The sequence below is a fragment of the Enterobacter sp. R-1.6.2 genome (genome assembly GCF_035064085.1).
Classification (GTDB): domain Bacteria; phylum Pseudomonadota; class Gammaproteobacteria; order Enterobacterales; family Enterobacteriaceae; genus Enterobacter; species Enterobacter asburiae_B.
In genome coordinates, this window is record NZ_JASEYI010000005.1 from 21,769 (window position 1) to 44,542 (window position 22,774).

Below are 22,774 nucleotides of genomic sequence, written 5' to 3' on the forward strand. Positions count from 1 at the left end.
CGGTTATGCGTGAAAAATGGCTCCTGGCGGGCGTCTTACTCGCCGCAATACCCGCGGCGGATGCGGCGCAAAGCAGCGAGAAAGAGACGTTGCGCGATAAAAACGGCGAGCCCGTTCAGGCAGGCGTTTTTACCAGCCGGTGGGGGCGCCTGTTCTCAGGCAATGACAAGAAATTTTCAGGCGCTCTGAGCTTTAGTTCTGGGCTGAAAGAGCAGATGGTGAGCGTGCCCAACAGCTCGGACAGCGCCGCGCAGGCGAAAAAAATTAACCAGACGCTGAATCTTAGTCTGCAGTATTCCCCCTACAGCTTCTGGTTTGCCAACATTACCTCCCGGCTGCCGGTCAGGGATACCAACCGCTACACCGCGGATTTTCGCTACAGCTTTGGCTATGACGACTGGCATGCCAACACGTTCAGCCTGGTTTACGGCAACTACGGCGATAACCACTTCTGGACGTCGGGTAGCCGGAGACACACCTATTTCGAACAGGGCGCCTTTACGCTGGCCTATAAGTTTTCGCTACCGAAACCGGTTGAAAACGCGCTCCTGATTAATAAAGGGGACTCTATGATTTGCCAGGTCGGGTACAGCTGGGTTCCGCGCTACTACGACCTCAGCAGCGATGACATCCGCAAAAATAAAAACGTCATGCTCGGCGGCTGCGGCTATACCTTCAAACAACATTTCTTCGTTCGCGCAACGGCGTTCTGGTTCCCGGACAGCAGCCAGCAGCAGCCCTGGAACGGCGATTACAGCTACAGCTTTGGCTATGCGGGCTATACGCCAGGTTCGTTCTCCATCCAGTACGCGAACTATGCGGGGACGCGCTATCCGGGGCACGGCAACGGTAACGCAAAATTCAGGGAAGGGACCGTGAGTCTTATATGGTTCTTACCGCTATAGGAGGGATACATGTCAGCGCTGCACGTGTTAATCGTTGAAGATTCGCTGATTTATCGTCGGTTACTCTCCCGAATGCTCACCCAGTGGGGGTATATCGTGAGCGAGGCGGAAAATGGCGTCGCCGCGCTGGAAATATTGTCCAGCCAGCCGATCAGCATGGTGATAAGCGACTGGGAGATGCCGGAAATGGACGGGCTTACGCTCTGTCAGACGATCCGCAGCCGTCAGTTTGGCCACTATGTGTATATCATTCTGCTCACGGCCCGCGAGAATGCAGGAGATTTAACGCAGGGTTTTGATGCCGGGGCGGATGATTTTTTAAGCAAGCCCGTCGAACAGGCTGAGTTACGGGCGCGGCTCCATGCCGGGGTACGTATTTTGACGCTGGAAGCGACCCTCGCGGCGCATAATAAGCGCCTGAGTGAAGCGTTACGCCAGATTGAACAGGATCTTGAGCTGGCGGCGCGCGTTCAGCACTCGGTTCTGCCTTCACACCGCCTGCGCTTCGGGAACTACTTTTCCGACTGGCTTTTCTTACCGTCTGCCTGGGTATCGGGTGATGTCTTCAATATTTTTCCTCTGGACTCTCATCTGGGGTTCTACTGCGTTGATGTCTCCGGTCACGGCGTGGGGGCAGCAATGATGTCCCTCGCCGTGGCGCGTCAGTTCTTGCATGGCCGGGTGGTGGATCGTTTTTTGTTTACCGCAGAGGGCGGAATTCAGTCGCCTGCCGAGGTCGTCAGAATACTGAACAGCCGCTTTTGCAGTGAAGAAAACGACATCACCAGCTATTTCACCATCATCTACGGCGTGATCGACCCCGTCAGTGGTCAGGGGTCGTTGTGTCAGGCGGGGCATCCTACTCCCGTGATTGTGAACGCAGAGAGTGCCGTCACTTCCGTTGGCGAGGGTGGACCGCCGGTCGGGCTGATCCCCGACCTCAGCTGGGAGGACGTCGCTTTTACCCTCAATTCAGGGGATCGCTTATGCTTATTCAGTGACGGCATCACGGAATGTGAGAACAGCGAGAGCGAGCAGTTTGGCCCGCAACGTCTGGAACGCTGGCTTCATGAACATGCCCATCTGCCGGTAGACGAGCTCCTGCTGCGTTTCGGACAACACCTGACCGGCTGGCGCAATGCAAATCGTGATGAACCGACCGCCTTAACCGATGACGTTTCACTGTTAGTGATTGAGCGTCAGGGAGAACAGAATGATTATTAACACTGAACGATTACCGCATGCCAACATTCTTACGCCAGCGGTCCGGCGGCTGGATGCGTCCATTGCCGCGACGTTTAAGGCCACCGTCACGGAAGAAATTGGCAGCGATCGCAAAGCCTTAATTGTCGATTTTAGCAAAGTGGACTTTATCGACAGCAGCGGGCTGGGGATGCTGGTATCGTTGTTTAAGCTGATGAACGGGAAAGGCGAAATGGCTCTGTGCTCCCTGAACCCCGGGATCATGAATATGTTCACCCTGACCCGAATGGATCGCATATTCCGCATTTATCCGGATAAAAACAGCGCGCTTGCGCAGCTGGGGCAGTAGATGCCGACGCCGGAGCATGCAGAATTTCCGGCGGAGCTCGGCTCCCTGATGCCGCTGGCCGGCTGGCTGGGAGACCGTCTGAGCGCGCTTGCCGTTGACGATGAGTGGCGTTTCGCGCTCGACCTTGCCGTCTGTGAAGTGGCGACGAATATCATCCGGCACGCGCTGCATGAGGATGCTTCACGTACATTTAGCGTAGAGTTCGACATCCGGGACCATAATGTCCGCGTTGTCTTTACCGACGCAGGTGATGCGTTCCCGCTGGAGCGGCTCGAGGCCGCCAGACGAGACCGTTTCTGTGAAATATCGCCGTTACTGGAGAGCGGCAGGGGGCTGATGCTCATTTTGCTGAGCGTCGATCGTTTCTCCGTGGAGCGAAAGGCAGATAAAAAAAATATTGCCGCGCTTGAAAAGAAAATAAGCGTATGACCTGCGGGCCATACGCCCGAAATTTCCCTATTTCTTATCAGCGAACAGCTCCGGCGCCCACGGACGCGGATCCACTTCCATAAACGGCGCGCGCTCGAAGCGGTCCTTCAGCGCCCACGGCACCGTGCAGTCGAAGATGGTCTTGCAGGAGATGCCGTTTGCGCGAATTGAGGTGCTGTAATCCGGCGACTGGGACGGATCCAGCTGGTGGCCGCGGATCCCCGGAATATTGGTGATGCTGACATCGCCCTGCATGCGGGTGGTCATCGCCCACAGGATGTCGTCGCTGTCGAAAATATCCACGTCTTCGTCGACAAGAATGATGTTCTTCAGCTCCGAATAGGTGGCTAAGGCAATGAGCGCCGCCTGTCCCTGACGGCCTTCGTCTGACGGCTGGCGTTTTTTCACCTGCAGGATCCCGAGGAACTTACCGCCGCCCGCGGTATGCGCATAGACGTTTTGCAGGAAGCCCGGAATCGCCTCTTCAACGGCATTGCGGATGCTGGCCTCCGTCGGCAAACCGGCCAGGGTGGTATGCTCTTCTCCCGGTCCCACCAGCGTTTGCAGGATCGCGTGGTTTCGCATGGTCACGGCTTTCACTTTGATCACGGGAAGGGACGGGTTCGCCTCGCCGCAGTAGCCCGGGAACTCCGGCATCGCGTGGCCGGTGTTGGTATGCTGATCTTCTCTTACGCGCACGCCCGGCAGCAGTTCGCCCTCGATGATGATTTCCGCCCGCGCGATCGCTTTCTCTTTTACCGCCACGCCCTGCACCAGTTCGACCGGCTGCTGGCGCAGCGCCCCGGCGACGCCCAGCTCGTTGTAGCCAAACGGCGTGGTGGGCGCCTCAAAGCACGCGCCGATATAGATGGCAGGATCGAGCCCCATATTGATCGTCACCGGCAGCGGTTTTCCGGCCTCTTCCGCCTTTTTGCGGAAGACTTCGATATGCCGACCGGCGGCAAGGAACATGGAAAGCTCGTCGCGCTCCTGAACGCAGAGGCGGTGGATGGTGACATCCGTCAGCGAGCTGTCTTCCGGATCGCTCGCCAGCACCAGCCCCAGACAGAAGAACGGGCCCGCATCAATCGGCGTGTTTGTGGGGGCCGGAAGAAGCTTGCGCAGGTCGAAGTCAGGGTCGTCTGCGTAGAAAACCTGTTCCTGGCAGGGCGCCTGCGAGGCCGGAACGACAACCGGCGCAACCGGCTTTTTCACCGCCTGGCCGACGTGTTTTGCAAGTTCAGAGGGCTCGCAGCCCAGAAGGAGCGCGGCACGCTCGCGGCTGGCGTGCATGCCCACCAGGATGCGGGAGCCCGGATAGCCCTTCACGCTGTTGAACATCATGGCCGGGCCCGTACGGGTTGGACGTTTTACCGTGCCGCCCGCGCCGATATGGCGGTAGACTCCCGCCAGCTCCGCGTTGGGATCGACCGGATAATCGGTTTCAAGATACTGCCCTTCGTGGCGCTGAAGCAGGGCGATGGCGCTGCGGAGATCGTTGATCGGGTTTTCCATATTTTCCTCCCTCGTTTGAATACCTCCATTTTTATGGCAATGACCAATAGCATCAATTGCATCATTACTGCTAAATTGATAATTAAATTCATATCAAAAAAGGAAGCGTTCCGTGCAGTTTCGTCAGATGCGCCATTTCATCGTGGTGGCCGAAGAGCTCCACATGCACCGGGCCGCTGAGCGTCTGAACATGGCGCAACCGGCCCTGAGCCAGCAGATAAAGGCGCTGGAAGAACGTTTAGGCGTCACGCTCTTTAGCCGGGCGAACCGCCGCTTAACCCTGACGCCCGCGGGTGAAGCGTTTCTGGTGAAAGCCAGGCTCGCCATTTCCCTGACCGAGCAGGCGGTTCTCGACGCCAGGCAAACGGCAAGGGGCGAGCAGGGGGTATTAAACCTGGGGTGCGTGTCGAGCGCGATGTTCGACGGCAGGCTGCCCGCCGCGCTGCGCCAGATGCATACGCGCTGGCCGGCCATTACCATGTCGCTGGTGACGGGAAACGTGCAGACGCTCTACGCGGCCGTGCAGAGCAACCAGCTTGATGTGGCCATTATCCGAGCGCCGCTGCCGTCGCTGCCTGACGATCTGCAAAGCCGCCCGTTCACGTCAGAGAAAACGGTGCTTGCGCTGTATCGTCAGCATCCGCTGGCGGGATCTTCCGCGCTGACGCTTTCGTCAGTGAAGGACGAAAAATGGATCTCCCTGCGCGACCCGGAGGGAATGGGGCTGGAACAGTACTTTTATGACGCCTGCAGCGGGGCGGGCTTTCAGCCGGACGTGGTGCAAAACGCGACCGACGTGCCCACGGTGATAAGCCTGGTCTCGGCGGGGTTTGGGCTGGCGCTGCTGCCCGCCTCGGCAAAGGCGGTGAGCGTCGAGAATGTGGTGTACGTGGACATCCTCGACCGGCTCCGGGAAAGCGAGCTGACGCTGGTTTGCCACCGGATTATTCGCTCAGAAGTGCTTAAAAAATTCCTGATTACCCTCGATCATACCTGACGCCCGGCGGCCTGCAGCAGCTGCTCGCGCAGCCAGGCATTCGCCGGATCCTGGCTGTTTTTCGGGTGCCAGTACATGTAGATGGTAATCGGCTGGAGCGGCAGCGGCGGCGCAAAGAGATCCAGCGTGCCGGCAAACTGTTTCAGCATCCGTTCCGGCAGGGTGCACGCCAGGTCGGTACCGGCAACAAGCGCAGGCGCCACGGCGTAGCTCTGCGTGGACATCGCGACGTGCCGCTGGTAGCCCAGCCCGGCCAGGGTTTGATCGACAAAGCCGGTAAACGGATCTCCCGCCGATGACACCACCAGATGAGAAAGCGCGCAGTAGCTTTCCAGGTCTAACGCTCCGGTCCCGCGCGGATGGCCTTTACGCTGGGCGGTGGCAAACGTATCGTCGAGCAGTTTGCGTCTCACCCAGCCGTCATGAGCACCCGCGCTCACGCCGATGTAGATATCCACATCACCGTTTTCAAGCTGCTGCGGCAGTTCGGACATCTGTGGCAGGGCGAAGCGCAGGCGAATACCTGGAGCTTCGGTACCCACCTGGTTAAGCAGCCCGGTGCCCAGCATCAGCGCCGGGTTTTCGTGCAGGGCGATAACAAAGGTCCGGGTACTGGTCTGCGCATCAAACGTGGTGGGGGCAAATAGCGCGCTGATGCCGCGCAGCACGCTCTCCACCTGCGGCTTAAGCGCTTCCGCTCGCGGCGTGGGTAGCACCCCACGTCCATGTGGGGAGGGAATAAACAGCGGTTCGCCAAACAGCGTTCGCAGACGCGCGAGACGGGCGGACAGCGCGGGCTGGCTGATGCCCAGCCGCGCGGCCGCATGGGTGATATTCCTGTCCAGAAGCAGGGCGTCCAGGGTCAGGATCAGGTCGATGTCCATGTCAGAGACGGGCGTCATTTTATTTCGCGCTGCCGGCGTCCCGGTTGGTATAGGTCACAGGGACCCAGGCATAGCCGCCGTTTTCGCCTTTGGTGACATACCCGATACCCGGGAACGGCAGATGGGGCGCGGCAACCAGGTCTTTATTTTTCACAAAGTCCGCAAACGCGTGTTCGCGCACGCTTGCCGCTTTGTTCTGATCTTCATCGTGGGTAATGGTCACGTCAGGCTGCGGGAACTGAACCGCCGCGGCATGAATGATGTCGCCGACAAAGGTGATCTTCTCGCCGTTGCTCGTCAGCGTGTAGAAGGCTGAACCCGGCGTATGGCCGGGATGAACCGTGCCGGTCAGCCCCGGGAGAATCTCAGATGTGCCGCTAAACGGCACCACTTTACCGGCGTCAAGATAGGGTTTTAAGGTCTTCTGCGCGACGTCAAAATAGTTCTTGCCGTAGCCGGTTTTTTTCTGATTCTCGTCGTTAAAGAAAAAGTCGACGTCCGGTTTGCCAACGAAAACGCGCGCGTTGCTGAACACCACCTTGCCGTCTTTCACCAGGCCGCCCGCGTGATCGGAGTGGGCGTGGGTCAGCAGGACTTCAGTAATGTCCTCAGGTTTAATCCCCTGGGTGGCGAGGCTCTCAATCAGACGTCCGCCGTTGCCGGGGCCAAAGAGCTGGCCTGAGCCCGTATCCACCAGAATTTTATGTCCGGGCATCGCAATCAGGAACGCGTTGATGGATACCTCAGGCGGGTTGGTCTGGAAATTTTTCGCGAGCAGCGCATCGATTTTTTGCGGCGTTGTCCGGCGCAGCAGCTTGTGCAGATCCTGCGCGACGGTCCCGTCCGTAAACGAGGTGACCAGAACGTCGCCGACCTGAACGCTGTATCCGCCTGCCGGTTGTTTAACGACGTGCTGGGGCGTCTCTGCCGAGGCATGCAGCGCAGGGTAGAAAAGCAATGAACTGGAAATCAGCGTAGAAAGAGCAAGTTTTTTCACGGTAAGCATACGAGTCTCCTTTGAAAGCGCTCATCTTACTTCTTCGTAAAATTATAAGAACCTGCCCAGAAATGATAGGACCTATAAACGCGGTGGATAGCACAGCGCAGAAGCCGGGTGGCGATGCTGCCTTTCCCGGCTCGTAACACGTTATTTTTTCAGCGGCGCGTTCCAGCTGTCCGGCGTGGCTTTGGACCAGGAGCCATAAGCGGCATTAGGCAGCACAATCCAGTCGTTTCCGAAGTGTTCCGCGCTGGCTTCAACCAGCTCACGCTGCTGCTCGCTCGGCTTTTTATTTTTAAACTGCACGGCGAAATCCGGCAGGCTGTCGCCAAACAGCATTACGATCTGCTGCTTTTTGAGGATGCTCTGGCGACGCTCTTCCTTGCTGACCGTGTCCAGAAGCACGCTTTCATCGGACACCTGCGGAAGTCCCAGGGCTTTTAACGTCCTGAGCGTATCGGCTTTATTTTCCTGCATACGGTCCGAAACATAATAGATACGGACCTTGCTTTGATTCACATGGTCAAGAAACGCCTTCGCGCCCGGAATTAAGCCGGGTTTTCCCTGTTTTTCCCAGTCGCTCCAGGTGTCCCATTTTGTATAGTCGTGACACTGCTCGGTGTCGCGCACCAGCAGAGGGGTGTTATCCAGCACCGTTTCATCCAGGTCCATTACCACGGCGTAATTTTCAGGCGTTTTCAGCTCTTTTAACTTCTCGTTGAAACGCTCGGTGGCAAACCGATACGTCTGCAGCTGAAGAGCCACGATCTCTGCCGATTTCTGCTGATAGCGCAGCGCCATTTCGTACGCTTTGGGTTCACACAGCTCGCCCCCGGCGGCCGTCGCCGCTGCCGTTGCACTCAAAACAGGTAATGCCAGCAGTAATGCCTTAGCCATTGAATTCACACTTCTTTCCTCAACACCGTGGTTAAAATCCCGAAAGCGTAATGAAATTCAATGACAGAAATATGAAGGCCGCGCCGTTAGACCAGCATGTAATACCAGAACAGGGCGACTTCGTCCTTTTCCGGTAAGGCGTTGTAGAGATAACGATCGTATCCGCCCAGGGTAAACCCGTAGTTGCGGTAAAACAGACAGGCAGAGACGTTCACATTTTGTGTTTCAAGCCGTAATCCCGGCGCGTTTACGCTGCGGGCCCAGACGTGCGCGGCGGCCATTAATTTTTGCGCGGCGCCGGTTCTGCGTTTCGTGCGCTCCACGGCAATGTAATCCACCGAGATAAACTTATTCCAGCCGATTGACGCGGTAATAAATCCGGCAATTTCACCGTCATCCGTTTCGGCAATAAGAAATATGGCGTCCGGATTAACGCAGTGGTTTTCAAGGGTTTGGATATCGAGCTCGTAGGTTTTAATCCAGGGCTCAGCGACGGCTTCGATATGCAAATCGCAGTGGATAAAGGGCTCTCGCGCAATGTGGCTAATGGTGAAAGAAAAGTCACAGCATTCAAGGCGAGCGAGGTCGGTATTGAGTCCTTTTCGAATCTGCATAGTCTTCCCGGTAGTGAGTTATTTCATAAAGAATAGACGAAGCGGTTAAATCCGCTGGCCTAACACACTTTTAATCCTGAACTAAGCTTGTACTTCGTTCCGCGTAAAATGTGGGTCATTCGAGGACAATGAATGGAATTCAGGACATTTCAAAAGCAGTGGGGTGCTGAGTTTATTTCCGATGACGTTGTACGTTTTCGCGTCTGGGCAGAAGGACAGAAAGAACTAACGCTACGTCTGGCCGCCGCCGACGTGCCGATGACGGCAGCTGGCGACGGCTGGTTTCAGGCAGACGTATCCGGCGTCACGCACGGTGCAGAATATCAATTTGTTCTGCAGGACGGCATGACGGTGCCCGACCCCGCCTCGCGCGCGCAAAGAGGCGACGTTAACGGCCCCTCCATCGTTATCGATCCCCAACGCTATCAGCCGGTCAACCGGGACTGGGCAGGGCGGCCGTGGGAAGACACGGTTATCTACGAGCTGCACATCGGCACGTTTACCCCGGAGGGCACCTTCCGGGCCGCCATCGACAAGCTGCCGTATCTGGCAGAGCTCGGTATTACCCAGCTTGAAGTGATGCCCGTCTCTCAGTTTGGCGGAACCCGCGGCTGGGGGTACGACGGCGTGCTGCTGTACGCCCCGCACTCTGCCTACGGTACGCCGGAGGATTTCCACGCGTTTATCGACGCCGCGCACGGGCTGGGACTCTCCGTGGTGCTGGATATTGTGCTCAACCACTTCGGCCCGGAGGGGAACTATCTGCCCCTGCTGTCGCCCGCGTTTTTTGATGCACAGCGGATGACGCCGTGGGGCAACGGCATCGCTTACGAACGCGAGCCGGTAAGGCAGTACATTACCGATGCGCCGCTCTACTGGCTGACGGAGTACCGTCTGGACGGCCTGCGCTTCGATGCCATCGACCAGATTAAAGACACCTCGGAGACGCACATTCTGGAGGAGATTGCCGCAAAAATCCGCGAGGCGATCCCGCACCGTCACGTTCACCTGACCACGGAAGACAGCCGCAACGTGATTTTCCTGCATCCGCGCGATGAACAGGGCAACACGCCGCTGTTCACCGCCGAGTGGAATGATGACTTCCACAACGCCGCCCACGTGTTTGCCACCGGCGAGACGCATGCGTACTACCAGGATTTTGCCTTTGAGCCGGAGAAAAAGTTCGCCCGGGCGCTGGCGGAAGGCTTTGTCTACCAGGGCGAGATTTCGCTGCAAACCGGCGAATCCCGCGGGGTGGAGTGCCAGACGCAGCCGCCGCAGTTCTTCGTCGATTTTATTCAGAACCACGATCAGACCGGGAATCGCGCCCAGGGCGAGCGTCTTATCACCCTGGCCGGTGTCGACAAGACGCGGGTGCTGCTTGCCGCGCTGCTGCTTTCCCCCCATATCCCGCTGCTGTTTATGGGAGAGGAATTTGGGGAAACGCACCCGTTCCTGTTTTTCACCGATTTTCACGGCGATCTGGCAAAGGCGGTGCGGGAAGGGCGCGCGAAAGAGTTTACGGGCCATGCCGGGCACGATGAAACCGTCCCGGATCCGAACGACGTGAACACCTTCATCCGTTCAAAACTCGACTGGAATAAGATTGCCACCGACGAAGGCAAAACGTGGCTGCGCTTCACGCGCCACCTGCTGACGCTGCGTCATCGCCATATCGTTCCGCTTCTGCGTCATGGCGGCGCCGTTGAGGGCAAAGTAATCAAGACCGCGCCCGGCATGGTGGCGGTGAGCTGGCATTTCCCGTCGGGGACGCTCTCTCTGGCGCTGAATATCGGTAGTAAGCCCGTCGCGCTGCCCGATCTCGCGGGTGAGACGCGCTTTGCCTGGCCGGAAGTCACTGACGTTTTACCGCCGAACGGTATTGTCGTTCGCTTTGCTGATGGAGAAGCATCGTTATGATCCCTTCCGCCACGTACCGTATTCAGTTCCGTAATGGCATGACCTTCGACCGCGTTGCGGCGCTGGTGCCTTACCTGAAAGATCTCGGCATCAGCCATCTCTACGCATCGCCCGTATTTACCGCCACAGCGGGTTCCACTCACGGCTATGACGTGACCAACCCGAATGAAATTGACCCCGCGATCGGCGGACGAGACGGTTTCGACCGCATGGCGGCGGCGCTTAAGCAGGCCGGCATGGGGCTGATTCTGGATATTGTCCCGAACCATATGTCCACCTCGCTGGAAAATGCCTGGTGGCGGGACGTGATTGAATACAGCCAGCAGAGCCGCTATTTCCGCTATTTCGATATCGACGGATCGCGCCCGCTAACGCTGCCGTTCCTCGGTGACACCTTTGAGGCGGAGCTGGAGAAGGGGGACATCACCCTGAGGCGTGACACTGTCACTAGAAAGGCCTCTCTGGTCTATTACGACACGGCGTATCCGCTCAACCCGGGCACATACAGCGAGGATAAGAGCATCGCTGAGCTACATGAAGCGCAAAGCTGGCGGCTGATGTCCTGGCGGGAAGCGCCGAAGCAGCTCTCGTGGCGGCGCTTCTTTGAGATCACCGGTCTGGTGGGCGTCCGGGTTGAAGACGACGCGGTCTTCGACGATACGCACCGGCTGATCCTGGAGCTGGTTCACGCTGGCGTGGTGGACGGCCTGCGAATCGACCACGTCGACGGCCTGGCCGATCCGCTGGGGTATCTGCAGCGCCTGCGGGAGAAAACCGGGCCCGACTGCTACATCACGGTTGAAAAAATTCTCGCGAAGGGAGAACAGCTCCCCGCAGACTGGCCGGTATCCGGCACCACCGGCTACGAGTTTATCGCCTCGCTGGCGGAAGTGCTGGTCGACGACGATAACCTGTCGCGCCTGGAGACCATCCACGACGAAACGCTGGGGATAACGGTCGATCGCCACGCGGAACTGCGCGATGCCAAGGGCCTGATGACCGATCGCAATTTTGAGGGTGAATTCACCACGCTGCTTAACCTTGCTGACGATCTGGCCCGCCGCAATGAGGTTGCGCTACCGCGCGAGGAGATCCGCCACGCGCTGCGCGAGCTGCTTATCGCCTTTCCGGTCTACCGCACCTACGGCACCCGGGAGGGATTAACCCCGTCGGACGTGGCGCTGCTTAACCGCGTGGTCGCCGGCGTGGAGACGTCTGAAGCGGCGCTGAGCCTGATTGTGCGCATTCTTACCGGCGACCTGCCGGAAGATTGCCGCGAGTCCGCCGCGCTGTTCAGAACCCGCTTCCAGCAGCTTACCGGGCCGCTGATGGCGAAGTCCGTTGAAGACACGCTGTTCTTTCGCCACAACCTCGAGCTGGCGCTCAATGAAGTGGGCGCCGACCCGACGCCGCGCGCGTTTTCATTATCCCGCTTCCACCAGGAGATGCGCATTCGTCTGGCCCGTCAGCCCGACGCGCTGCTGGGCACCTCCACGCACGATACCAAGCGCGGGGAAGACGCCCGGGCGCGTCTCTACACCCTGACGGAAGCGCCGGAACGCTGGGGGGAAAATCTGGCCCGCTGGCGACAGATGAACCAGACTCAGGTGCGTTTTCTCAATGACGGTACCGCGCCGAACGCTGCCGATACCTGGATGATCTATCAGGCGCTGGCGGGCGTCTGGCCCGCCACGCAGTCACCGGACGACGCCGAAGGGCTTAACGCACTCGACGCGCGATTCATCGGCTTCCTCGAGAAAGCGCTGCGCGAGGCAAAACAGCGCACCGACTGGATCGACAGCAACGAGAGCTATGAGAGCGTGGTGCTGAGCTACGCGCGGCATCTGCTTTCGCCGGACAACGCGCTGTTCCTGCAGGATTTTAGCGAGGCGATGCAGCCCTTTATCCGCGCCGGGTTGATGAACAGCCTCAGCCAGACGGTAATCAAGCTGACGGCTCCCGGCGTGCCGGATATCTATCAGGGCAGCGAGGCGCTTAACTTTAGCCTCGTTGACCCGGATAACCGACGGGAGCCGGACTTCAACGCGCTGGTGCACAACCTCAGCGCGGCGGATGCCACAGTGTTTGATAACCCGGCCTGCTGGCGAGACGGGCGCGTTAAGCAGTTCGTCACCGCCACGCTGCTGCGGCTGCGTCCGCATTACGACGCGCTATTCCGCTACGGCGACTGGCTGCCGCTTAAGGTCTCCGGCGAGCGCGAGGAGAACCTGATTGTCTATGCCCGCGTTAAGGACGAGGAGGCGCTGATTGTCGCCGTGCCGCGTCTGGTTTTTGATGTCACTGATAATCATCAGCTGTGGGTCAATACCACGGTGGCGATACCCGAGGAGCTGACGGGGAAACGCTATCGGGATCTGTTCAGCGGTGAGAGCCGCATTCTGCAAGAGACGCTGGATTTAACGTCAGAAAAGGGATGTGTACTGGTTCTGCTTACCTGCGAATAATCGTGGAGAACGAAAATGGCAAAGGATACTACGTTTGAAATTCGGGCCGGTCATGGCCAGCAGTTGGGGGCGAATTATGACGGGAAGGGCGTCAACTTCGCGCTGTTCTCCGCTCACGCCGAGCGGGTGGAGCTCTGTCTGTTTGATCCGTCCGGGAAAAACGAAATCGCCCGGCTGGAGCTGCCGGAATATACCCATGAGGTCTGGCACGGCTATGTGCCGGACCTGAAGCCCGGCGCGCTGTACGGCTATCGCGTCTACGGCCCTTACGATCCGGAAAACGGTCACCGCTTTAACCCGCACAAGCTGCTTATCGACCCCTACGCCCGCGAACTGGTGGGTGATATCGACTGGAACGACGCCCATTTCGGCTATGAGCTGGGGCATGACGAATTAGATTTAAGTTTTGATACGCGCGACAGCGCGCCGTTCACGCCGAAGTGCAAGGTCATCGACCCGAACGCCTTTGACTGGCAGGACAACAGCCGGCCAAACGTGCCCTGGCCGCATGCCGTCGTCTATGAGAGCCACGTGAAGGGCTTTACCCAGATGAACCCGGCCATCCCGCAGGAGCTGCGCGGCACGTTTGAGGGGATGGGACACAAAGCCTCGGTCGACTACATCAAGAGTCTTGGCATCACCTCGGTGGAGCTGCTGCCGGTTCACTGGTTCCCGGACGACCAGCACCTGCTTGACCGCGGCCTGAAGAACTTCTGGGGCTATAACACGCTCGGCTTTTTTGCTCCGGCGTCGCGCTACTACGGCCCGGCGGGGATCCAGGGCTTCCGCGACATGGTACGCGCGTATCACGATGCGGGCATCGAGGTGATTCTGGACGTGGTGTACAACCACACGGCGGAAGGGAACGAGCTTGGCCCCACGCTCTCGTTTAAGGGGATTGATAACTACAGCTATTACCGCACCTTGCCGGACCAGCACCGGTACTATATCAACGACACCGGGACGGGAAATACGGTCAACACCTCGCACCCGCGCGTGCTGCAGATGGTGATGGATTCGCTGCGCTACTGGGCGGAATCGATGCATATTGACGGTTTTCGTTTCGACCTGGGGACGATACTGGGCCGAGAGCCGGAAGGGTTTGACCCGCGCGGCGGTTTCTTCGACGCCATGACTCAGGATCCGGTGTTATCAAGACTTAAGCTGATTGGTGAACCCTGGGACATCGGTCCCGGCGGGTATCAGGTCGGCGGTTTCCCGCCCGGCTGGGGTGAGTGGAACGACAAATACCGCGATACCGTCCGCGAGTACTGGAAGGGCGATAACGTCTCCAACGACTTTGCCGCACGGCTGCTGGGATCCGGGGATCTGTACGACCTGCGCGGGCGTCGCCCGTGGGCCAGCGTCAACTTCATCACCGCTCACGACGGCTTTACGCTGAATGACCTGGTGTCGTACAACGAGAAGCACAACGCCGACAACGGCGAGGACAATAACGACGGGCATAACGATAATCGCTCGTACAACTATGGCGAAGAAGGGCCGACGGAGAACCCGGATATTATTGCCACCCGCGAACGGCAGAAACGTAATTTCCTGACCACGCTGCTGTTTTCGCACGGCACACCGATGCTGCTGGCGGGGGACGAGTTTGGCCGCACGCAGAAGGGCAACAACAACGGCTACTGTCAGGACAGCGAGATCTCGTGGATCGACTGGAACGGAATAACCGAAAACGACGCTGCGCTGCGCGAGTTTACCCGACGGCTCATTGCCCTTCGCGCGCAACAGCCGCTGCTGCGCCGTGAAAGCTGGCGCGACGGGCTGGAGATCCGCTGGTTCAATGCCGGCGGCGGCCCGCAGCAGGCCGAGCAGTGGGATGAAGGCTCGACGCTCGGCGTCTCCATCAGCAGGCCGGATCTCAGGCAGGAGGACGGCATCTGGCACGACGTGCTGATGCTGTTCAACCCGTTTGAAGGGACCGTGCCGTTCCAGATCCCGCAGTTTGGCGAAGGGGGATGGGTGCTGGAGCTGTCTACGGCAGAGGACGCTGCCACCGGGACAGCGTTCACCGAAACCGTAGAGTACGAACTGGCCGGACGCAGTATTACTCTCTTCAGACGTCCTTAGCTCTAGAGTGATGCCGCCGCGCGGGCGGCGGTGTCATACAGGGAGGAGATCGTGCGTAACAGCTGCGCGGTTTCGCCAATCGACTTCCCGGCAATGCCGCTCTCCGCGTGGATTGCGATCAGACACGCCTCCCGCACGTCCCGGTACTTCATACACAACGCTTTCCCTTCCTCGGTAGTCGAGAAAAAGAGCTCTTTGCCCGCTTTCTCGCTCGTCACGTAGCCCGCTTTGACCAGCTTTTTCAGGGCGTAGGTCACCACGTGGGTATCTTCCACGTTAAGAACGAAACAGATATCGGCCAGCTTTTTCTTGCGGTCGCGGTGGTTTACGTGATGCAGCAGCGAGACGTCAAATGCGCCCATATCGGGCTCGCCGGCTGCGGTCATGCAGCGCACCATCCATTTATTGAACGCGTTGCTGGTCATGATCAGCGCGTACTCCAGCTCTGACAGTTCCGCGCAGCGCTCGGACACCAGGTGGCGGGACGAGACGATTCGGCCGTCGTTGATATCGTCGTGAGGGGGGGTAGCACTCTTTTCCGAGGTCATAACGTTCCTTAGCCAGAAATGTAAACTCATCGATAAAATAAGAACATTTTATTGATAATTTGTTTACATGTTTTTGAGGTTCAGATATAGCTTTTTAGCGCAGGTTTTCCGAAACCTGTCGAAAAACACAACATCGCTCGCCGCAAAATAAAAAAATAGCCGTCGGCGCGCAACGCTCACTTTGGATAGGGTAAACGTTATGGACGGTACTACGCTGTTGCCGCTGATCGGGATACCGATCGTGGTTATTGGTTTTGCACTGCGCTTCAACCCGCTGCTGGTGGTCGTGGTGGCGGGGCTGGCGACGGGTCTGCTGGTCGGGATGGATTTCGGGATGCTGCTGGAGACCTTTGGCGAAAAGTTCGTGAATAGCCGATCCCTGGCGACCTTCATTCTGATTCTGCCCGTGATTGGTCTGCTGGAATATTACGGGCTCAAGGAGCGCGCCCAGGCCTGGGTGGCGAAGATCGCCAGCGCGACCTCGGCGCGTATTCTGATGCTCTATTTTGTCGCCCGTGAAGGCACCGCCGCGCTGGGGCTGATGTCGCTGGGCGGTCATGCCCAGACGGTGCGTCCGCTGCTGGCGCCGATGGCCGAAGGGGCGGCGCTGAACGAATACGGCGAGCTGCCGCAGCACATCCGCGACAAAATCAAAGCCCATGCCGCCGCGTGTGACAACATCGCGGTCTTCTTTGGGGAAGATATCTTTATTGCCTTTGGCGCGGTGCTGCTGATCGACGCGTTCCTGAAAGAGAACGGTATTGCGGGCATCGAACCGCTGCATATCGGCCTGTGGGCCATCCCAACCGCCATTGCGGCATTAGTTATTCATATGACGCGCCTTCTGCGCCTGGATGCCAGCATCCGTCGCGACGTCATGGCCTGGCGCGCGGAGCAGAGCACGCGGGAGGCCGCGCAATGATGACGCTTATCACCATAAACCGCGTGTACTACCTGATCGGCTTCGTCGTGATGCTGCTGGTTGTGATGACCCTGCGCGATCGCGCCAATCCGAAGCGTTTTACCACCGCGCTGTTCTGGTTCTTATTCGGCGGGATCTTCCTGTTCGGCGACCTGATGGTGCAGGAGCTGGGGAAATCGCTGGCGTACCGGATAATCGGCGGGGGCGTCATCGCTATCGCGCTGCTGGCGGGTTTTGGTCTGGTCGGAAAAGGGCACTATAAAATGTCCACCGAAGACGAACGTCTCGCGTCGTCAAACCGCCTTAAAAACTGGCTATTTTTGCCCGCGCTGATGATCCCGGTGGTGACGGTTATCGGGACGCTGTTCCTGAAGGGCGTGTCGGTTGGCGGCGTGTTCCTGCTCGATCAGAAACAGCTTACCCTGGCGGCGCTGTGCGTGGCCTGCCTCGCGGCGATCCTCACCGGATGGTGGCTGACCAAAGGCACGCCGCTGCACGCCATTCGTCAGTCTCGCCGTCTTGTCGATACCATCGGCTGGGCGGTGATCCTGCCGCAGATGCTGGCCATGCTCGGCGGCGTGTTCGTGGCGGCCAATACCGGTGACTCGGTGCAGAAGGTGGTGAGCCTGTTCGTTAACCCGGATAACCGCTTTATGCTGGTGGTGATTTACTGCGTGGGGATGGCGCTGTTTACCATGATCATGGGGAATGCGTTTGCGGCCTTCCCGGTGCTGAGCGCGGGGATCGCCTTGCCGTTTCTGATCAACGTGCATCACGGCAACCCGGCGCCGCTGCTGGCGATTGGCATGTACGCGGGCTACTGCGGCACGCTGATGACGCCGATGGCCGCGAACTTCAACATCGTTCCCGCCGCGCTGCTGGAGCTGAAAGACAAATACCAGGTGATCAAGATCCAGATCCCGACCGCGTTAACCCTGCTGGTGGTGAACGTGTTCCTCATGTATTTCCTCGTGTTTCGCTAAGGAGCTGTTATGGAATTAACGCAACATCAGGCTGACGCGTTTGCCCGCATGCCTTTGACCTATTTGCGCCAGGAATATCCGAACCACATCATGCACCTGCTTAATGATGATGGCGACGTTCTGCCGCCGCGCGAACTACACCCCATTTTCTACGGCTGTTTTGACTGGCACTCGGCGGTTCACGGCTACTGGCTGCTGCTGCGCTGCGTGCGCCTCTACCCGGAGCTGCCGAGCCGGGACGCGATCGTCGCGCTTTTCGACGAGCACCTGACGGAAGAGAACGTGGCTAAGGAGCTGGCCTATTTCACCGCGCCGTTCCGCGCCTCGTTTGAGCGCCCGTATGGCTACGGCTGGCTGCTGGCGCTGGCCCAGGAGCTAAAGCAGTCGTCGCTGCCGCAGGCCGCAGGCTGGTACCGGACGCTTGAGCCGTTAACCCAGGATATTCGTAACCGCCTGGTGGATTACCTCAGCAAGCTCACCTATCCGATCCGCGTCGGGACGCACTACAACACGGCGTTTGCCCTCGCGCTGGGGCTGGACTACGCCCGAGCAGTAGAAGATAGCGCGCTTGCGCAGGCGATTGTCACGGCGGCGGAGCGGTTTTATCTCGCCGACACGCGCTATCCTGCCCACTACGAACCCGGCGGTGATGACTACATTTCCGGCGCGCTGACGGAAGCGCTGCTGATGAGCAAAGTGTTGGAGGACTTCCCGGCCTGGTTTGACGCATTTCTCCCGGAGGTGGACACCATTGCGGCACTGATGAACCCGGCGGAAGTGAGCGACCGTACCGACCCGAAAATTGCCCATCTCGACGGGTTAAACCTCAGCCGGGCCTGGTGCATGAAGCACATTGCTAAAGCGCTTCCCGCAAACCATCCGGCACAGCAGCCGCTGCGCGAGGCGGTGGCGAAACACCTGACGGCAAGCGTTGAGCATGTGGTCGGCAGCCACTACAGCGGCGGACACTGGCTGGCGAGCTTTGTGCTGCTGGCGCTGGAGTAAACGAACGCGCCGTCTTTCTTGCCGGGTGGCGCTGCGCTTACCCGGCCTGCATTGTGCAAAGCTTCCTTGTAGGCCCGTGCAAGCGTAGCGCCGCCGGGCGAATCAGGCTGACGCCCGAACCGCAGGGCGCAGCCTAAATTTCTTTGATTTTTAATGCGATTAATATCTTAATCGGTTATTTTTCCGTCATTTGTCTCGAAACAGATATCTTTTTTACTATCGCAAAAGTGTACGATACGTGGTCATATATCCATGTGAAAAGAATGGTTAATATGGCTGTTATACCTTTGTTACCAAAAGAAGGAATCGCGCTTGCATTAGCAAACATGAGGATTGCAAGAGCGCATGGTATGAGTAGAAATATGGCTATTCCTACAACCTATCTTTGGTTTTATCAAAAAGTAAGAAATAAGGGGCCTTGGGATTACAAGCAGGGACACCCTGAGTTAGCGAACTTTGGTAACTTCAATTATGGTTCGGCTGGCTATGCTGCCGGGATACCATCAGAAACGTTATTGATGGGGGCAGGATGGGCGCAGGAAAGAGCTAAAACCTCCAAAAAGAAATGGGGGCACTGGTATCAAAAACCGCCATATGGGGATGATCCTCACGATCAGTTTTGGATAAGTCAAGGGATTGAATATGCAAAGAAACACGGTTATTAAACGGCTTCATTGTTTACTCACAACGATTTTATTGATCGTTGTTTGCGGGTTTCTGACATATCAATATTATTTTAATGCACCTCCTCACGATAGCTTTGTCAGCAAACAGAAACTATCTGATACCGTCACACTGTACATAACAAAGTATGATGACGGAGGAGCTACGGTGTCGGATATTTACCGCTTCTATTTAGATAAAGACAAAAGCGGGAACATTATGAAGGCCCTTAAAGATCGATCGCCGTTCCTTGAAGCCAATACAAGCAATGTTACAGCTTCTGCTTATGGGAACACGGTAAATATAAAAATCACAGGTAAGGTTTATTCATTCACTAATTCGGATCTGTTCTATGCAGATGGTGTAGCGATCATGCCTGTAATTAACCTCATAGCAAATGGAATAAGAGATTAATTAGCATAAGGAGTTTTGAAATGGCTGTACCAGTACACCTCTTTTTGAAAGACGATGGTGGAGCAATGATCCGTGGCGGTTCTGATGTTGCAGACCGTGAAGGAAGCATAGAGCTTAGAGATCTGATCCATAACCTGAGCATTCCAACAGATGAGGCAACAGGTAAACTTACAGGTACAAGGCAACACTCAGCTTTCAGTTTAACAAAAGCAATTGATTCATCTTCACCCTATCTATACAAAGCAGTGGCTACAGGTCAAACGCTTCAAAGTGCTGAATTAAAGTTCTATCACATCAATGATGCTGGCCAGGAAGTGGAATACTTCAATATTCTTATGGAAGGTGTGAAAGTCATTTCAATAACTCCAGTTATGCATGATACAAGAGATTGTCCCGGTACTGGTCACCTGGAAAATGTATCTTTGCGATACGCAAAAATCACATGGAAAATCCTGGACGGAAATATTCAATACACTGATGCGTGGAATGAACGCCTTACAGCGTAGGCGTTATAAACGAGCAGCGCCGGAAGGCGCTGCAACAGTTTACGCTGATGCCCGAACCGCAGGGCGCAGACGACTCACGCTAAACAACACCGATCCCGTTGAGGCTATCACGGCTATCCACAGCGCAAAATGCACGGCCCGGTCATGGTCTGATCCGGCCGTCGCAAGCAGTACGCCCACCACGGCGGCGCCGAGACACTGGCCGAATGTCCTCACAATAGACAACACGCCGGAGGCATAGCTGGCATACTCCCGCGCCACGTTAGAGAGCATCTCCCGGTTATTGGGGCTCTGGAAGCAGCCAAACCCAATCCCGCAAACCAGACTGCGCAGGCTGATATCCCATGCGGAAGGATTTTCCGGCAACGTCGCTAGCAGGACCAGCCCACCGACAAAAATCATCAGCCCGATTGTCGAGATCAGCGGCGCGGAAATCGTATCTGCCCAGCGTCCCGCGTGCGGCGCGATCAGCACGATGCCAATCGGCCACGGGGTGAACAGCAGCGCAGAGACCACCGGGCTGTAGCCATACACGCTCTGAAACAGAAACGGCAGCGCGACAAAGGTGATGCCCTGACTGACAAACGAGGCCAGCGAGGTCAGGGCGGCGAGGGTAAAGCGTCCGTTTTTAAACATGACGGGCGGCAGGATGGGGCTTCGCGCGCGCCGAATCCGCCAGATAAAGGCGAGGGCGCTGACCAGCGCGAGCAGCCCCCAGCCTGTGGCCGTCTGGTTGATGTTTTGCGTCACGTGCTGAAGGCTGTCGGCCAGCATGATTGCTGAACCTAACAGCACGGCGGAGAGCACGGCGCCCGGCGCGTCAAAGGGCGAGCGGTCAACGGCCGTTTCCCGCGGCAAGGCCCGCCACGCCAGCAGCAGGGCGACGCTGCCCGGAACAATGTTAATGGCGAACAGCCACTGCCAGCTCAGCGCGTCCAGTATGGTTCCGCCCAGCACGGGGGCAATCGCCGTGCTGGAGGCGATAAGCAGGGCGTGCAGCCCCAGAATGCGGCCAAGCAGTCGACCCGGAAAAACGGAGCGCAGGATCGCCGGGGCGATACTCAGCGTGGCCGCGCCGCCGATGCCTTGTAAAATACGCATGCCGATCAGCATTTCTGGCGTGGCCGCCAGCGCGCAGCCGAGCGAGGTGAGCGTAAAGGTGGCAAGCCCGGCAAGAAACACCGGGCGATAGCCCACGCGCGCCGCCAGCGCCGCGAAGATGGCTAACGTCATTGCCGCTGAAAGCAGGTAACCGTTGGCGAACCAGACCGCAACGTTCGCGGGTACCTGCATCGCCCTTGCCATGGAGGGCAGCGCGATGTTGATCATGGTGCCGTCAAAGACGCCCATCAGCGTGGTGGTCATGACGGCGGCCATGACCCGGGCGCGTTCATGACCGGGTAAGCCTTCATCGCCGGGCAGGTTTGAAAATAGCGTCATCGTCGTTACTCCGCATAAGAATAGTGATGACGAAACTATAAGCATGCGGTATACAGGGCGGAAGACGCATCAGCTGCACTTAACCGTTGCATATAACGCCTTCTCTTAGGAGTCACCGTGTCCGATCCTGACTTTAACCTTCTGGTTGCGCTCGACGTTCTGCTGGCCGAAGCCAGCGTGGCGGGCGCGGCGCGACGTTTGAACCTCAGCACTTCCGCCATGAGCCGCACCCTGAGCAGGCTGCGGGAGGTGACCGGCGATCCTATCCTGGTGCGGGCCGGTCGTCATATGGTGCTGACGCCCTGGGCCGAAGCCACGCGGGACCGCGCCAGAACTGCCGTGCATGAGGCGAGGGCAGTGCTACAGCCCTCCACCGACGCGCTGAAGGTTGAAAGTCTCGAGCGGCTGTTCACCATCAGAGCCAACGACGGTTTTGTGGTGGCGTTTGGGCCACTGCTGATTGCGGCGGTGGCGAGCGTTGCGCCCGGGGTGTGCATCCGCTTCTCGCCAAAACCTGAAAAAACGTCGCGCTATTTGCGCGAAGGGCTGGTCGACCTGGAGATCGGCGTGCAGAGCAATATGGGGCCGGAAATACGGCTGCAACGGCTCTTTCAGGATCGGTTTGTTGGCGCGGTGCGTAAGGGACATCCGCTGTCATTACGGCCTGACGTCAGCCTTGACGATTATGTCGCGTGGGGCCACGTGGTGGCCTCGCCGGACGGATCGCTACACGGGTTTGTCGATGACGCGCTGGCGGAACGGGGGATGAAGCGCAAGGTCGCCAGCGTGGTGCCCGGATTTCCAACGGCGCTATCCGTGGCGCTGGCGTCCGATCTGATTGCCATGGTGCCGGCGCTGTACCTGCTCAATCAGCCGATGAACGAGCGCGTACACGTCTTTGAACTGCCGTTTAAAACCCGGACCATTACGGTGTCACAGATGTGGCATCCGCGCATGGAAAGGGACCCGGGGCATCGCTGGCTCAGGGAAAAGGTACTGGAAGTGTGTCGGGCCGTGCGCTGAC

At 58.0% G+C, this 22,774-nt stretch carries 22 protein-coding genes; 15 read left to right on the forward strand and 7 right to left on the reverse strand.

All coding sequences use genetic code 11. The annotated features are described in order from the left end of the window. Positions 1 to 5: 5 nt before the first annotated feature. Genes QMN93_RS07300 through QMN93_RS07315 form a run of 4 tightly spaced genes read left to right on the forward strand, consistent with a single transcriptional unit; the run spans position 6 to position 2,886 of the window. A complete protein-coding gene (locus QMN93_RS07300; RefSeq protein WP_182383582.1) occupies positions 6 to 905 on the forward strand; it encodes a hypothetical protein in 900 nt (299 codons plus the stop codon). Between the two features lie 9 nt (positions 906 to 914). Continuing rightward, positions 915 to 2,129, forward strand: coding sequence for a PP2C family protein-serine/threonine phosphatase (locus tag QMN93_RS07305; RefSeq protein WP_033145593.1), 1,215 nt, complete (start codon positions 915 to 917; stop codon positions 2,127 to 2,129). Further along, a complete protein-coding gene (locus QMN93_RS07310; RefSeq protein ID WP_048974795.1) occupies positions 2,119 to 2,457 on the forward strand; it encodes an STAS domain-containing protein in 339 nt (112 codons plus the stop codon). Before QMN93_RS07305 ends, QMN93_RS07310 begins: the two co-directional genes overlap by 11 nt. Further along, positions 2,458 to 2,886, forward strand: coding sequence for an ATP-binding protein (locus QMN93_RS07315; protein ID WP_064672560.1), 429 nt, complete (start codon positions 2,458 to 2,460; stop codon positions 2,884 to 2,886). Between the two features lie 27 nt (positions 2,887 to 2,913). On the opposite strand, the gene QMN93_RS07320 is transcribed toward QMN93_RS07315, so the two are convergent. Beyond that, complete coding sequence (locus QMN93_RS07320; protein ID WP_047060908.1) at positions 2,914 to 4,401, reverse strand: UbiD family decarboxylase; 1,488 nt, start codon at positions 4,399 to 4,401, stop codon at positions 2,914 to 2,916. 112 nt (positions 4,402 to 4,513) lie between these two features. Between QMN93_RS07320 and QMN93_RS07325 the strand changes: the two genes are divergently transcribed. Then, the gene (locus tag QMN93_RS07325; RefSeq protein WP_033145589.1) at positions 4,514 to 5,398 is read left to right on the forward strand and encodes a LysR substrate-binding domain-containing protein; all 885 of its coding nucleotides are present in this window, start codon (positions 4,514 to 4,516) and stop codon (positions 5,396 to 5,398) included. On the opposite strand, the gene QMN93_RS07330 is transcribed toward QMN93_RS07325, so the two are convergent. The 4 genes from QMN93_RS07330 to QMN93_RS07345 all read right to left on the reverse strand — a co-directional run bounded on the left by QMN93_RS07330 (position 5,389) and on the right by QMN93_RS07345 (position 8,793). Further along, the gene (locus QMN93_RS07330; protein ID WP_213787329.1) at positions 5,389 to 6,300 is read right to left on the reverse strand and encodes a LysR family transcriptional regulator; all 912 of its coding nucleotides are present in this window, start codon (positions 6,298 to 6,300) and stop codon (positions 5,389 to 5,391) included. The two genes, QMN93_RS07325 and QMN93_RS07330, sit on opposite strands and share 10 nt — an antisense overlap. A 1-nt stretch (position 6,301) precedes the next feature. Beyond that, the gene (locus tag QMN93_RS07335) at positions 6,302 to 7,288 is read right to left on the reverse strand and encodes an MBL fold metallo-hydrolase (protein WP_193139294.1); all 987 of its coding nucleotides are present in this window, start codon (positions 7,286 to 7,288) and stop codon (positions 6,302 to 6,304) included. A 141-nt stretch (positions 7,289 to 7,429) separates the two neighbouring features. Continuing rightward, entirely contained in the window at positions 7,430 to 8,188 is a 759-nt protein-coding gene (locus QMN93_RS07340; protein ID WP_039262422.1) for a 5'-nucleotidase, lipoprotein e(P4) family, read from the reverse strand. A gap of 77 nt (positions 8,189 to 8,265) precedes the next feature. After that, positions 8,266 to 8,793, reverse strand: coding sequence for a GNAT family N-acetyltransferase (locus tag QMN93_RS07345; protein WP_039262423.1), 528 nt, complete (start codon positions 8,791 to 8,793; stop codon positions 8,266 to 8,268). A gap of 132 nt (positions 8,794 to 8,925) precedes the next feature. Between QMN93_RS07345 and treZ the strand changes: the two genes are divergently transcribed. Genes treZ through glgX form a run of 3 tightly spaced genes read left to right on the forward strand, consistent with a single transcriptional unit; the run spans position 8,926 to position 15,269 of the window. After that, positions 8,926 to 10,713, forward strand: a complete 1,788-nt coding sequence (gene treZ, locus QMN93_RS07350) for a malto-oligosyltrehalose trehalohydrolase (protein WP_182383578.1) — start codon at positions 8,926 to 8,928, stop codon at positions 10,711 to 10,713. After that, the gene (treY, locus tag QMN93_RS07355; protein ID WP_182383577.1) at positions 10,710 to 13,178 is read left to right on the forward strand and encodes a malto-oligosyltrehalose synthase; all 2,469 of its coding nucleotides are present in this window, start codon (positions 10,710 to 10,712) and stop codon (positions 13,176 to 13,178) included. Before treZ ends, treY begins: the two co-directional genes overlap by 4 nt. Positions 13,179 to 13,193: 15 nt before the next feature. Then, complete coding sequence (gene glgX / locus QMN93_RS07360) at positions 13,194 to 15,269, forward strand: glycogen debranching protein GlgX (RefSeq protein ID WP_182383576.1); 2,076 nt, start codon at positions 13,194 to 13,196, stop codon at positions 15,267 to 15,269. 2 nt (positions 15,270 to 15,271) lie between these two features. Here glgX and QMN93_RS07365 read toward each other — a convergent pair whose 3' ends face one another. After that, complete coding sequence (locus QMN93_RS07365) at positions 15,272 to 15,817, reverse strand: winged helix DNA-binding protein (protein WP_039262429.1); 546 nt, start codon at positions 15,815 to 15,817, stop codon at positions 15,272 to 15,274. A gap of 199 nt (positions 15,818 to 16,016) precedes the next feature. Here QMN93_RS07365 and QMN93_RS07370 point away from each other — a divergent pair, with 199 nt between their 5' ends. The 6 genes from QMN93_RS07370 to QMN93_RS07395 all read left to right on the forward strand — a co-directional run bounded on the left by QMN93_RS07370 (position 16,017) and on the right by QMN93_RS07395 (position 20,310). Beyond that, positions 16,017 to 16,739: a DUF969 domain-containing protein gene (locus QMN93_RS07370; RefSeq protein WP_064672551.1), complete on the forward strand. Its 723-nt coding sequence runs from the start codon at positions 16,017 to 16,019 to the stop codon at positions 16,737 to 16,739. Continuing rightward, a complete protein-coding gene (locus tag QMN93_RS07375; protein WP_064672550.1) occupies positions 16,736 to 17,722 on the forward strand; it encodes a DUF979 domain-containing protein in 987 nt (328 codons plus the stop codon). Before QMN93_RS07370 ends, QMN93_RS07375 begins: the two co-directional genes overlap by 4 nt. 9 nt (positions 17,723 to 17,731) lie before the next feature. Then, complete coding sequence (locus QMN93_RS07380; protein WP_193139291.1) at positions 17,732 to 18,727, forward strand: DUF2891 domain-containing protein; 996 nt, start codon at positions 17,732 to 17,734, stop codon at positions 18,725 to 18,727. A 272-nt stretch (positions 18,728 to 18,999) separates the two neighbouring features. After that, positions 19,000 to 19,392, forward strand: coding sequence for a polymorphic toxin type 44 domain-containing protein (locus QMN93_RS07385; protein WP_032668456.1), 393 nt, complete (start codon positions 19,000 to 19,002; stop codon positions 19,390 to 19,392). Beyond that, positions 19,370 to 19,804 (forward strand): hypothetical protein, encoded by a 435-nt coding sequence (locus QMN93_RS07390; RefSeq protein ID WP_193139290.1) that lies wholly within the window; start codon positions 19,370 to 19,372, stop codon positions 19,802 to 19,804. Before QMN93_RS07385 ends, QMN93_RS07390 begins: the two co-directional genes overlap by 23 nt. Before the next feature lie 20 nt (positions 19,805 to 19,824). Further along, positions 19,825 to 20,310 carry a type VI secretion system tube protein TssD gene (locus QMN93_RS07395; RefSeq protein ID WP_023311839.1) on the forward strand — a complete coding sequence of 162 codons (486 nt, stop codon included), beginning with the start codon at positions 19,825 to 19,827 and terminating at the stop codon, positions 20,308 to 20,310. Positions 20,311 to 20,349: 39 nt separating this feature from the next. Here the strand turns inward: QMN93_RS07395 and QMN93_RS07400 are convergent, their stop codons facing one another. Then, positions 20,350 to 21,750, reverse strand: coding sequence for an MFS transporter (locus QMN93_RS07400; RefSeq protein WP_193139288.1), 1,401 nt, complete (start codon positions 21,748 to 21,750; stop codon positions 20,350 to 20,352). 117 nt (positions 21,751 to 21,867) lie between these two features. On the opposite strand from QMN93_RS07400, the gene QMN93_RS07405 reads away from it, so the two are divergent. After that, positions 21,868 to 22,773, forward strand: a complete 906-nt coding sequence (locus QMN93_RS07405) for a LysR family transcriptional regulator (RefSeq protein WP_048974778.1) — start codon at positions 21,868 to 21,870, stop codon at positions 22,771 to 22,773. The last annotated feature ends 1 nt before the right edge of the window (position 22,774 follow it).